This window comes from Rhodopseudomonas infernalis, assembly GCF_022271405.1.
Lineage (GTDB): Bacteria > Pseudomonadota > Alphaproteobacteria > Rhizobiales > Xanthobacteraceae > Rhodopseudomonas > Rhodopseudomonas infernalis.
In genome coordinates this window covers 137804-149439 of sequence record NZ_JAJNAL010000001.1, presented here as the reverse complement: position 1 = coordinate 149439, position 11636 = coordinate 137804, and the positions used below count along the sequence as shown (strand labels likewise).

The 11636-nt window shown below is 65.0% G+C and carries 10 protein-coding genes; all 10 read left to right on the top strand.

What is annotated here, in order from left to right:
• Positions 1-95: 95 nt before the first annotated feature.
• The 10 genes from LPW26_RS00665 to LPW26_RS00620 all read left to right on the top strand — a co-directional run bounded on the left by LPW26_RS00665 (position 96) and on the right by LPW26_RS00620 (position 11501).
• The gene (locus tag LPW26_RS00665) at positions 96-575 is read left to right on the top strand and encodes an RT0821/Lpp0805 family surface protein (RefSeq protein ID WP_238732305.1); all 480 of its coding nucleotides are present in this window, start codon (positions 96-98) and stop codon (positions 573-575) included.
• A gap of 209 nt (positions 576-784) precedes the next feature.
• A complete protein-coding gene (locus LPW26_RS00660) occupies positions 785-2185 on the top strand; it encodes a hypothetical protein (RefSeq protein WP_238732304.1) in 1401 nt (466 codons plus the stop codon).
• Between the two features lie 436 nt (positions 2186-2621).
• Positions 2622-3362 (top strand): helix-turn-helix transcriptional regulator, encoded by a 741-nt coding sequence (locus LPW26_RS00655; protein ID WP_238732303.1) that lies wholly within the window; start codon positions 2622-2624, stop codon positions 3360-3362.
• Between the two features lie 85 nt (positions 3363-3447).
• Positions 3448-5664, top strand: coding sequence for a TonB-dependent receptor (locus LPW26_RS00650; RefSeq protein WP_238732302.1), 2217 nt, complete (start codon positions 3448-3450; stop codon positions 5662-5664).
• A 7-nt stretch (positions 5665-5671) separates the two neighbouring features.
• Positions 5672-6115, top strand: coding sequence for a hypothetical protein (locus tag LPW26_RS00645; protein WP_238732301.1), 444 nt, complete (start codon positions 5672-5674; stop codon positions 6113-6115).
• Positions 6108-6962, top strand: a complete 855-nt coding sequence (locus tag LPW26_RS00640) for a class I SAM-dependent methyltransferase (RefSeq protein WP_238732300.1) — start codon at positions 6108-6110, stop codon at positions 6960-6962. Before LPW26_RS00645 ends, LPW26_RS00640 begins: the two co-directional genes overlap by 8 nt.
• A gap of 368 nt (positions 6963-7330) precedes the next feature.
• The gene (gene ccmI / locus LPW26_RS00635) at positions 7331-8434 is read left to right on the top strand and encodes a c-type cytochrome biogenesis protein CcmI (RefSeq protein ID WP_238732299.1); all 1104 of its coding nucleotides are present in this window, start codon (positions 7331-7333) and stop codon (positions 8432-8434) included.
• A gap of 100 nt (positions 8435-8534) precedes the next feature.
• Positions 8535-9023, top strand: coding sequence for a cytochrome c maturation protein CcmE (gene ccmE, locus LPW26_RS00630; RefSeq protein ID WP_238732298.1), 489 nt, complete (start codon positions 8535-8537; stop codon positions 9021-9023).
• Entirely contained in the window at positions 9020-11002 is a 1983-nt protein-coding gene (locus LPW26_RS00625) for a heme lyase CcmF/NrfE family subunit (protein ID WP_238732297.1), read from the top strand. Before ccmE ends, LPW26_RS00625 begins: the two co-directional genes overlap by 4 nt.
• A gap of 4 nt (positions 11003-11006) precedes the next feature.
• Complete coding sequence (locus LPW26_RS00620; RefSeq protein ID WP_238732296.1) at positions 11007-11501, top strand: cytochrome c-type biogenesis protein; 495 nt, start codon at positions 11007-11009, stop codon at positions 11499-11501.
• Positions 11502-11636 lie beyond the last annotated feature (135 nt).

Sequence of the window (11636 nt, the reverse complement as noted above, 5' to 3'; positions counted from 1 at the left end):
GCTGCCACAGCAGCGCCCGATTTCGCCGCTCCGTTGCCTTGAGCGTTAGGGATTTCGGTGTAGAACGGCCTGAAGCGAATGGAGTGGGGACTGAAATGACGATGCGTCGGCGTGCCGGCTTGGTGAAGCCTTCGGTCGGGCTGCTGGTGCTGGCCAGCTTGGCCTTGGCCGGCTGCGATCGCACCACCGGGCTGTATGCGCGGGTCGACTCCTTCACCAGCAACGCCGCCACGGATTTCGGTCGCTCCGGCGACGGCGCCGCCGCGGCTGTGGACAGCGCCGCCATGGGTGGGCTGATCGGTCCGAAGATCGGCGCGCTGCTGAATGCCGAGGACCGTCGGATCGCCTATGCGGCTGAGCTGGAAGCGCTCGACCATGGCGAGTCGGGGGCTCCAGTGCCGTGGAAGAACCCGACCTCAGGCCGCTACGGCAACATCGTGCCGGGGCCCGCCTATGCCAAGCAGGGCGCCACCTGCCGCGGCTTTTCGCATAGCGTTACGGTCGGCGGTCAGCTCGAGATCGCCCGGGGCACCGCGTGCCGCACCAATGACGGCCCTTGGACGGCTGCCGGCTAGGCAGCCACCTGTGTCACTCCGTTCATCGTGATTATGGTGATCGGTCAAAAACTTGCGGCGATTGCTTGCGGTTGATGCAGAGCCTGAATCCGGGCTGCTATCCGATTGCCTCAACTCCTTCTTAACACCGCTCCTGCTATTTCTGCGGGCAGCGTCCGGCGTCGATCTGCTGCTGCCGACGCGACCGCACGCACGCAGAATTCGGGCGCATGAGCCAGACATCGACCGAACGGCTGAGGGAGTACCTCGCCCAGCTCCCGCCGCAGTCGCAGGCGCTGCTGATGCGCGAATTCGAGCGCGCGCTGGAGCGCGGGGACGACGTTGCGGTCGCGCGCTTCGTACTCGAGGAACTGCGCAAGATCGTTCGCGGCTCCGACGACAACATCGCGCCGCGAACGGACGATCCGGCGCGGCTGATGTTTCGGGTGCTCGAACCATTCCTTATCGACAATCACCGACAACCGCGCCCCGGCCAGATCCGCCGCGGGTCGCTGACCTCGATCTGGCAGTGGCTGGAACGCGAGGCGATCACGGCGCAGATCCGGGAATTCGAGGGCGGGCTGATTAACCTGCGCGGCGGCACCGCGGCGCAGATCGCCCCCCTTGTGCGCAAGCTGCAGGCCGCGGCCGCCGCGGCGATCGACAAGGTGATCAATCCGGAAGCGGGCGTCGATCGCCAGCGTGCGATGTCGCGCGTTGGCCCGCCTTCGACCGTCGAGGATCTGGCCGGCGTCGGCGCCGTACTGGCCAATCGCGAGGCGCTGGAGACGTTTGACGGCAAGCTCTCGTCTAATCTGCGAAGCTTCGGCGAGCCACAGGTCAATTCGGTGATCGCGTCGCTGAACGTACCGGCGCTACAGACGCCGATCATGCTGCCATTTGCCCTGACCATGATCCTGCAGCACCTGACGCTGCCGTGGCAGATCGTCCGGCTGGCGATCAAGGTCGCCGGCTCCGACGACGAGATCCGCGTGGCCGCCACGCCCTACGGCGTCGCCGTCACCATGGCGATCCACGACCTTGCCCAGCTCACCGCCGATCTCCACGACGAGCTCAAGCGGGGCCACTACACCAACGTGTCCGAGAAGCTGAAGCTGATCCATGACGGCGTCCGCGGGTTGCGGACCGAGCTCGATCTGCGGGGCGACTCGACCTGGGGCAAGCGCCTCGCGGCGATCCGGGTCGACATTTCCAGCGCGCTCAAGTCCGAGATCGAGAGCGTGCCCGGCCGGGTCCGCCGACTGCTGCGGCAGCGGCCTGACAAGGAGGTCTCGGCCAACAGCCGGGTCGACCAGATCGAGGTTGACGAGGCCGCGGCGCTGATCGACTTCGTTGCGATCTGCCGCAACTACGCCAGCGAGCTGGCGATCAACGAAATGACGCTGCGGACCTATTCGGAACTGCAGCAATACGTCGAAACCTCGACCGAGGCCCTGGTGCAATCGCTCCGTGGCTGCGAGCCGCGGGTGAAGCCATTTCGGCACATGCAGGTGCTGGCCGCGATCCGGTTCTGCGAAGTGCTGTTCGGCCACGACTACGCGCAATTGATGCGCCGGGCGGTGGAAAGCGCGATGGTCGTAGTCGAGCGCAAGCCGGCGCGGGCCGGCTGATCTGCGCTGAAGCTTCCCACTCGGCTTCGAGGCGACGAGAGCTCACGCGAACTAACCTGCGGCGGCTCGATCCCGGTCGGAGGAGGGCGTCCTTGCACGCATCACCGTCATGCGATGATCTAATCGGAATTCCTGCTTTGAGATGATCTAAACTATTGAGTTTGCGTGATTATTTGTGTGGCCCTAAGACTATCGGAGAGATGCGAAGACGACCTGACAGCATCGGTCCGAGTGGCTCCATATGGATGTTCAAGCGTACGAGCAAGTTGATCTGATCCGATTTGAAGCGGCTCTCCGCTCGCCGCGCGCTGTCGATACTCCTTCGTGCATCCGCAATCTGCAGGTTCAACCTGGCCTGAACCTGCTCTCGACCGATCTTCGCCTGACCAAGCCGGTACTCGTCGAAGCCGAGACCTTTCCGGCGGTCTGCCTCAGCGTGGTGCTCGACGGCTTTGCGCAAGGCAAGACCGCCGATATCGACACCGGCTTTCGTCCCGGAGAGCTGTGGATCTCGTCGACCAATGATCGCGTCTCGACACGGAAAGTCATCCTGGCGGCGCATCCGGTGCGCACGGTCGAACTGGTCGTCGCGCCGCAATGGTTCGAGTTCGCGCAGACGCGGTTCGGCGACGACCCGGCGTTCGACACGATGGCCGCGGCCGTCGACCGGGCAACCGTGACCCGGCGCCGCCCGCTCGATGCCCGCCTGAAGCAAATCGCCAGATCCATCCAGCATTCCACCGGCTCCGGCTTCGCGAGCGCGCTCTACCTCGAGAGTCGTGCACTCGATCTGTTGGCCGCTCTCGCTGCAGAATTCCAGGGCGGCGGCGAGCGTCCCGCGGTCGATCTCAAGGCTCCGGCGCTCGAGCGGGTCGTCGCCGTCAGGGAGCAGATCGATCGCGATCCGGCCGTGGCGACGACGATCACTGCGCTGGCGGCTGCGTTCGCCGTCAGCCCTAGCAAACTGAAGCAGGACTTTTCCGCCGCCTTCGGCGTCGGTCTCGGGCGCTACATTCACGAGCGGCGCCTGCAGTTCGGACGAGAACTCGTCGAAGACCACGGCGTGACCGTCTCGGAAGCTGCCTATCGCTGTGGATATGGTCAGCCGGCGAATTTCACGACGGCATTCAAACGTCGCTTCGGCCGGCCACCCAGCGCCGTCAGACGCTTCTCATAAGCCCTTTGTCTGAATTCATAAGCGAACGGCGTCCCGCTTCGTGAACAACTCTGCGATGACTGCCCCGGCGAAATGCGAGGGGCCAATGACCAGACGCAATCTCATCGTTCTGCTGATGTGTTCGGTGTCGTATCCGGCGATTGCCCAGCAGGCCGTGATACTCGACGAAATCACGGTGACGGCGCAGAAACGTCCTGAGCAGGCGACCGACGTTCCGATCAGTATCGACGTCTGGAGCGGTCAGCGCCTCGCGGAAAGCCGGACTCTGCGCCGCGATCAGGCGCTCTCGGCGACGCCGAACGCGCAGATGGGGACGGTCTCCGGCAGCCTCTACACGAACTTCACGGCGATACGCGGCGTGGGCTCGGCGTTGATCGATACCGATCCAGCCGTGGGGCTCTATGTGGACGGTGTCGCGGCCGGTGCGTCGCAGACCTATGGCGGCAATCTGCTCGATATCGATCGCGTGGAGATTCTGCGCGGCCCGCAGGGCACGCTCTACGGACGCAACAATCTCGCCGGTTCGGTCAACGTCATATCCAATCTTCCGGATCCGTCGCGGACGTACGGCGAATTCGGCGTCGACTACGGCCGGTTCAACACGGCGCGCAGCTTCGGCTTCTTCAACACGCCGATTGGTAACAGCGGTTGGGCGGTTCGTGGCGCGCTGTCCGGCTCCCGCAATGACGGCTATACGCCGGATGACGCGACAGGGGGGAAGGTCAACTCGCTGCAGGATATCTCCGGGCGCTTCAGCGTTATGGGGCCAGTCAGCGACACGGTGGATTTTCTGGGAAGCGTCGAGCACGAGCGTCAACGCACCGTCGATGGCGCGTTCATGAGCGAAGCGGATTTCCAGGCCGGGCGGCGCAGCGTCGACATCGTCAACCCGTTCAATGGCACCCTGTCGACGACGACCGCACGCGCTCAGTTCACCGCCCGCCTCGACAACGGTGATCGTCTGGTATCGCTCACCGGCTTCCGCACCAACGAAACCGACTTCAAGGGCAATTCGTTTCCCCAAGGCTATTTCGCCGCGACCAATGCCTTCTTCAGAAGCGTCGGAGTCGCCGGCTTCCAGTATCGGGCCGACAATCCGTTCAACGGAAGCTACGATCAGGTCTCCCAGGAATTCCGCTACGAATCGGATCGCAACGAACGCTTCAAATGGGTCGGAGGACTCTACGCGGAGCGTAGCCATGGATCCCGTCAGTACGGCCTGACGAACAGTTTCGATTCCGGCGGCTTCCTGAGCGGGAGCGGCGTGACGCTGCAGTCGAAGGGGGTGACCGACACGACCGCACTCGCTGCCTTTGCGGATGGCACGTTCGCGCTGACGGAACGCTGGAAGGTTTTCGGGGGAGCGCGCCTCGGCTACGATCACAAGGAGTTCTCCTACGACTTCCGGTCCGACAACGCGTCGTTCAATACGATCTTCACCCCGGTCGTCGCCGGCTTTGCTCCGGCCTATCTCGCCAGCCTGTCCGCGCCGTATGTGACGCCGCGCTTCGGCACTCAGTTCGAGGTGACCGACACGTTCAACGTCTATGCCAGCCTCAGCCGCGGCTACAAGTCGGGCGGGTTCAATGCCGGCTTTGTCGCTCTCGGTGACGAGAAGGCGTTCGACGCCGAGACGCTGTGGAGCTACGAGGCGGGATGGAAAGGCCGGTTCCTCGCCGATCGACTGTCACTCAATGGCAGCGTCTTCTTCATGGATTGGCGCAATCAGCAGGTTCAGACGTTCAACGTCGCCACTCAATCGACGCCGATCCAGAATGCTCCGAAGAGTCGGTCCTACGGAGCCGAACTGGAGGCCCGTCTGAAGCTCGACGATCATTGGTCGGTCCGCGCCGGGCTGGGATATGTCGATGCCACCTATGTCGACTTCAAGAACGCGCTGGCAACCGGAGCGTCGACGACGATCGATGTCGGAGGCAACCAGCAGCAATACGTCTCGAAATTCTCGGGCACGGTCAGTCTCGGCTATGCCTGGAACGTCGGCTACGACGATCTGCAAGGGGCGGCGGAGGTCGCGTATCAGTTCCGCTCCGGATTCTACTTCGACGTCGCCAACACGCTGCGGCAGCCGGCCTATGGCTTGCTGAATGCGAGGATCGGGGTGGAGAACGAGCGCTACGCCGCGCATCTGTGGGGGCTCAATCTCGCCGACCAGCGCTATCGGGTCTCGGCAACGGATTTCGGGCTCGGTTCGCTGATCGCGGTCGGAACCCCGCTGACGGTGGGGGCGACGTTCAAGATCAAATTTTCGCAGCAGAACGACGCCCACGCGATCGTCAAATAGGTGCCCGATGAACAGCCCTCTCGACGTCAAGGATCTGATGGACCTCGGACGAGACCCGGTCGTCGTCTTCAACCCGCCGCCGATCGGCACGCCGGGTCGGATCGAGCGCTATCATGCGGCGCTGGAATGGTTGATCGGGCGAGAACGACCGTTCGTCCTGGTCACGCGCGCGGATGGAGACGAGGCGTCCGAAAGCCATGAGGATCGCAAGACCCGCGCTTTGTGGTTCAAGACCAACCTGATGGCGTTGGTGCAGGTTTGCCGCGGGTTCGTCTATGTCGAACAGGACGAAGCCACGCGGGCCGCGTGGCAGGCGCGGGCTGAAGGCATGGCCAAGACGTTTCCGGTTCCGATGATCATCGCCGGCGACATGGAAGCTGCAATCACACAGGCGCTCGATCTGGTGATGGCGTCGCGAGATCCAGCACCAGATGGCTTTCCGCATGCCTGAAAGGATCTCGGCCGACACTCTGCACGGCGTGGCGGAGACGCTACTTATTCCGTTGGCCGCTCGCGCACTGCCGCCGCACCGGCTGCCGCGGAACCATCACGACGATCCGGAGGCGCGCCGCATCGCGAAACAGATCGACGCTGATCTGACCCGGTTCCAGAGCGATAGGGCGTCGATGGAGAGCGCGATTGCGCGATCCGACTGGATCGATCGCCGGGCGGCGGCTTTCTTCATGGCTCATCCAGACGGCTATGGTGTGAGTCTGGGGAGCGGGCTCGACACACGCCTGGCCCGGCTGGCGCGGATCACCGACATGGCGTGCGCCGAATGGGTCGACCTGGATCTCGCGGAGGTGACGGCGCTTCGTCGCCAACTCATTCCGGATACGGACTCATCGCGTTCGATCGCCGCGGACTTGAACGGCACCGACTGGTCCAGGGCCCTGGACGGGACCGCGGATCGTCCGCTCATCGTCACCTGCGAAGGCGTATCGATGTACATGACGCCCGAGCGGGTGGAGGCTTTGTTCAGAACCATCGCCCGGTGCCGCGGCGCATCACGCGCGCCAACCGAGATCATCTTCGATTACTGCAGCCCCTTGATGGCGCGCCTCGGACGACATCACGTGTCGGTGCGCAAGACGTCGTGCGGGCGCTCGGATAAATCGCCGTTCCAGTCCAGCATGAGGCACGCCGCCGACATCGCCGCCTTCGATCATCGCTGGCGCATCGAAGAAGAGACCGATGGTCCGGCGCGGGCCGGTGCGATCGGGACTGTGATCGCGACGATGCACCGTGTGATGACCGGGCGCATGGTCTACGGGCTGGCAAGGGCCACGCTCGTCTAGGGCGCCCTGCAATGCCGGATGGGGTGCCTCGTCGGCCGACGAGGCCGAAGCGAGAGCAGCAATAGCTTAGGACATTCTTGAAACGAGCCGTCTCGTCCGCGCTCTCGGACATTCCGACCGCGATGAAGTGGCGGCCACATTCTCCCGGTCTCGGTCTCCCCGGGAAGGTCACCGGAAACGGGACTCGATCCGTCCACTCCCGGTATTCAGACTAAATCCCTTGATTCATATCAAAATTTGAGCGCCGGCCTGCCGTATTCCAGTGTCGCAATTGTCAATTGCGCCACCGGTCCGGTCATGGTGTAACCCGGCCGGTTTGAAGGCGCCGCGGCGGGCGCTTGCGCATTCTCACCCGGAACCCTCCTCGCATGTCGCCCTGGTTTGTGTTCGCGATCATGACGGCCATCGCGGTGTTCGCCGTGCTGTGGCCGCTCGGGCGCGGGACGGCGCGGCAGCGCGAGGGCAGCGAGGCCGTGGTCTACAAGGACCAACTCGCGGAAGTCGATCGTGACGCGCAGGTCGGGCTGATCGGTCCTGCGGAGGCGGCAGCGGCGCGTGTCGAGATCGGCCGGAGGCTGCTCGCCAGCGCCGATGCCGAGCGTGCCGTCCCGTCCACCTCGCGCCGTGGCTTGCGGCGCGGTGTCGCGGTGCTGGCGCTGCTTGGGCTGCCGGTACTGGCGCTCGCGGTGTATCTGCCGATCGGCTCGCCGATGATGGCCGACGATCCGCTGGCGCAGCGCACCAGAACGGCGAGCGCGTCGCAACCGCTGGAGAATCTGGTCGCGCAGGTCGAGGCGCATCTTGAAAAGAACCCGACCGACGGCCGCGGCTGGACCGTGCTCGCGCCGGTGCTGACCAAGCTCGGCCGGCTCGACGATGCGGCGCGCGCCTATCGCAATTCGCTATCCTACGCGGGCGAGACCGCCGAACGCCACGCCGATCTCGGCGAGGTGCTGGCGATGTCCGCCGGCGGCGTTGTCACCGCCGAGGCGAAATCCGAGTTCGAGCGCGCGGTGGCGCTCAACGCTGACGATGTGAAGGCGCGCTACTTCCTCGGGCTCGCTGCCGAGCAAGATGGCCGGCCGAAGGACGCCGCCGTGATGTGGCGGGCGATGCTCGACAAGGCGCCGGCCGATGCGCCATGGCGGCCGATGCTGCAGGCGCAACTCGCCCGCGTCGAGGGAACACCGCTGCCGGCACTGCCCGACGAAACCATCGCCTCGGCCAAGAACATGAGTGAGGCCGATCGCAGCGCGATGATCCGCGGTATGGTCGACCGTCTCGCGACCCGCTTGAAACAGAATGGCGACGATGTCGAAGGATGGCTGCGCCTGGTGCGCGCCTATATGGTGCTGGGCGAAGCCGACAAGGCAAAAAGCGCGCAGGCCCAAGCGCGCCAGGCAGTGGCCGGCAACGCCGAGCGGCTGAAGCAACTCAACGAGGGGCTCAAGACCCTCGGGCTCGACGGGTGAGGGAGAAATCAGTGCGCTTGCGGTTTTTCCGACAGAATTGTCCGCCAAGCATCGCTTGGGATCGAAGCGTGGATTTACGGCCCCGGGACAGGATCTGGCAATGACGCGGAAGCAGCGGCGGTTGTTGATGATCGGCGGTGCGGGCGTGGTGCTCGCGATTGCGGTGGGGCTGGTGCTGAACGCGCTGCGCGGTTCGATCGTGTTTTTCTCGACGCCCAAGATGGTGTTCGAGCAGCATATCGGCGTCGGCAAGCGCTTCCGCCTCGGCGGCGTGGTCGAGCCTGGCTCGCTGCACCGCGGTGAGCAACTCGCGGTGTCGTTCAAGGTCGCCGACGGCGACGCCAGCGTGCCGGTGGCGTTCAAGGGCATCCTGCCCGACCTGTTCCGCGAAGGGCAGGGCGTCGTCGCCGAAGGCGCGCTCGACAACACCGGCGTCTTCAAGGCCGACACCGTGCTGGCCAAGCACGACGAAACCTACATGCCGAAGGAAGTGGCCGACGCGCTGAAGAAGCAGGGCCACTGGAAGGACGATTACGAGAAGAAGGCGCCCGGTGCCGCCTCCGCCAACGCCGCGGAGCCCGGCAAGTGATCGCCGAGGCCGGTCACTACGCGCTGGTGCTGGCGCTCGCGCTGGCACTGATCCAGTCGACCGTGCCGATTCTCGGCGCCCGGCTCAATGACGGCGGCCTGATGAACGTGGCGCGCTCGAGCGCGCTGGCGCAGTTCGCGTTCGTTGCACTGTCGTTCGGCGCGCTGGTGTGGCTCAACGTCACCTCCGACTTCTCGGTGGTGAATGTTTACGAGAACTCGCATTCTGCCAAGCCGCTGCTCTACAAGATCACCGGCGTGTGGGGAAACCACGAAGGCTCGATGCTGCTGTGGGTGGCGATCCTGGCGCTGTTCGGCGGCATGGTCGCGCTGTTCGGCAACAATCTGCCGCTGTCGCTGCGCGCCCATGTGCTGGCGGTGCAGGCCTGGATCGCCAGCGCGTTCTATCTGTTCATCCTGATCACCTCGAACCCGTTCCTGCGGATTCCAAACCCGCCGATCGAGGGGCGCGATCTCAATCCGGTGCTGCAGGATATCGGCCTCGCGGTGCATCCGCCGCTGCTTTATCTCGGCTATGTCGGGTTCTCGATCTCGTTCTCGTTCGCCGCCGCGGCACTGATCGAAGGCCGGCTCGACGCCGCCTGGGCGCGCTGGGTAAGGCCGTGGACGCTGATGGCGTGGATGTTCCTGACGCTCGGCATCGCGATGGGCTCGTACTGGGCCTACTACGAACTCGGCTGGGGTGGCTGGTGGTTCTGGGACCCGGTCGAGAACGCCTCGCTGATGCCGTGGCTCGCCGGCACCGCACTGCTGCACTCCGCGCTGGTGATGGAGAAGCGCAACGCGCTGAAAGTCTGGACCATCCTGTTATCGATCCTGACCTTCTCGCTGTCGCTGCTCGGCACCTTCCTGGTGCGCTCCGGCGTGCTGACCTCGGTGCATGCGTTCGCCACCGATCCGTCGCGCGGCGTGTTCATCCTGATGATCCTGTGCGTGTTCATCGGTGGCAGCCTGGCGCTGTTTGCCTGGCGCGCCTCGTCGCTGAAGCAGGGCGGGCTGTTCGCGCCGATCTCCCGCGAAGGTGCGCTGGTCCTGAACAATCTGTTCCTCACCACCGCTTGCGCCACCGTCTTCGTCGGCACGCTGTATCCGCTGGCGCTGGAAGTCGTCACCGGCGACAAGATCTCGGTCGGCGCGCCGTTCTTCAATCTCACCTTCGGCCCGCTGATGGTGCCGCTGATGCTGGCGGTGCCGTTCGGGCCGCTGCTGGCCTGGAAGCGCGGCGACCTGCTCGGCGCTGCACAGCGGCTGATCGCCGCCGGCGTTGTCGCGCTGCTGGTGATCGCCTTCGTGTTCGCCTGGACGACCGGCGGCGCGGTGTTGGCGCCGCTGGCGATCGGGCTCGCGGTGTTCGTGATCATCGGCGCGCTGGTCGATATCGTCGAGCGCATCGGGCTGCTGCGCAATTCCCCGTCGATCGCCTGGCGCCGCGCCAGCGGCCTACCGCGTTCGTCGTGGGGCACGATGTTCGCGCATGCCGGCCTCGGTGTCGCGCTGATCGGCATCGTCTGCGAGACGACCTGGAACAGCGAGCACATCGCCGCCATGAAGGAAGGCGATGCCGCGCGGCTCGCCGGCTACGAGCTGAAATTCGAAGGGGCGGTTCAGCGCCAGGGCCCGAATTTCCGCGAACTGCAGACCGTGTTCTCGGTCAGCGAAGGCGGCAAGCCGATCGGCGTGATGACGCCATCGAAGCGCAGCTTCTCGACCCGCGGCACCTCGACCACCGAGGCGGCGCTGCTGAGCCGCGGCTTCAGCCAGCTCTACGTCTCGCTCGGCGATATCAACGCCGAGGGCGCCGTGACGGTCCGGATCTATCACAAGCCGCTGGTGCTGCTGATCTGGATCGGCCCTCTGATGATGGCGTTCGGCGGTCTGCTGTCGCTGTCCGATCGGAGGCTTCGCGTCGGCGCACCGAAGCCGGCGAAACCGCAGCGCGCGCTGCAGCCGGCGGAGTAGGACGATGCGCAAGCTGATCGCCGCGGCCTTCGTCGTCGTCGCTGTCGCCCTGTCTGCGCCGCTGGCATACGCCGTGCAGCCCGACGAAGTGATGTCCGATCCGGCCAAGGAGGCCCGCGCGCGCGAGTTGTCGCGCGAGCTGCGCTGCATGGTCTGCCAGAACCAGTCGATCGACGATTCCGACGCCACGCTCGCCAAGGACTTGCGCCTATTGGTCCGCGAGCGGATCGCCGCCGGCGACAGCAACAAGCAGGTGCTCGACTATCTGGTCGCCCGCTACGGGGAGTTCGTGCTGCTCAAGCCGCGGTTCGAGACGCACACGCTCGTGCTGTGGCTGGTCCCGCCGCTGGTGCTGCTCGGCGGCGGACTGGGTCTGTGGATGCACATCCGCCGGCGTGGTCCGACCGCAACCATCACTGCCGACACGCCGGTGCCACTCAGCGCCGACGAGCAGGCGCGGTTGCAGCGCTTGTTGGTCGAGGACGACCAGAAAGCGTGAATTCGATCGCTTGGTCTGTGCACTTCATCGATTGATTGAAGCACTTCGGCCTTTGACGAACTCGGCTAGCTGTAGAGCCTCAACTGACGGTCTTCTCGTCGATGAAGATCCCGCTCTGATGCGCTCGCTCGCGAG

Excerpts from the sequence above, each read along its gene's own strand:
- LPW26_RS00665 (WP_238732305.1), top strand. The coding sequence starts at position 96 with ATGACGATGCGTCGGCGTGCCGGCTTGGTGAAGCCTTCGGTCGGGCTG.
- LPW26_RS00660 (WP_238732304.1), top strand. The coding sequence starts at position 785 with ATGAGCCAGACATCGACCGAACGGCTGAGGGAGTACCTCGCCCAGCTC.
- LPW26_RS00650 (WP_238732302.1), top strand. The coding sequence starts at position 3,448 with ATGACCAGACGCAATCTCATCGTTCTGCTGATGTGTTCGGTGTCGTAT.
- LPW26_RS00645 (WP_238732301.1), top strand. The coding sequence starts at position 5,672 with ATGAACAGCCCTCTCGACGTCAAGGATCTGATGGACCTCGGACGAGAC.
- LPW26_RS00640 (WP_238732300.1), top strand. The coding sequence starts at position 6,108 with ATGCCTGAAAGGATCTCGGCCGACACTCTGCACGGCGTGGCGGAGACG.
- ccmI (WP_238732299.1), top strand. The coding sequence starts at position 7,331 with ATGTCGCCCTGGTTTGTGTTCGCGATCATGACGGCCATCGCGGTGTTC.
- ccmE (WP_238732298.1), top strand. The coding sequence starts at position 8,535 with ATGACGCGGAAGCAGCGGCGGTTGTTGATGATCGGCGGTGCGGGCGTG.
- LPW26_RS00620 (WP_238732296.1), top strand. The coding sequence starts at position 11,007 with ATGCGCAAGCTGATCGCCGCGGCCTTCGTCGTCGTCGCTGTCGCCCTG.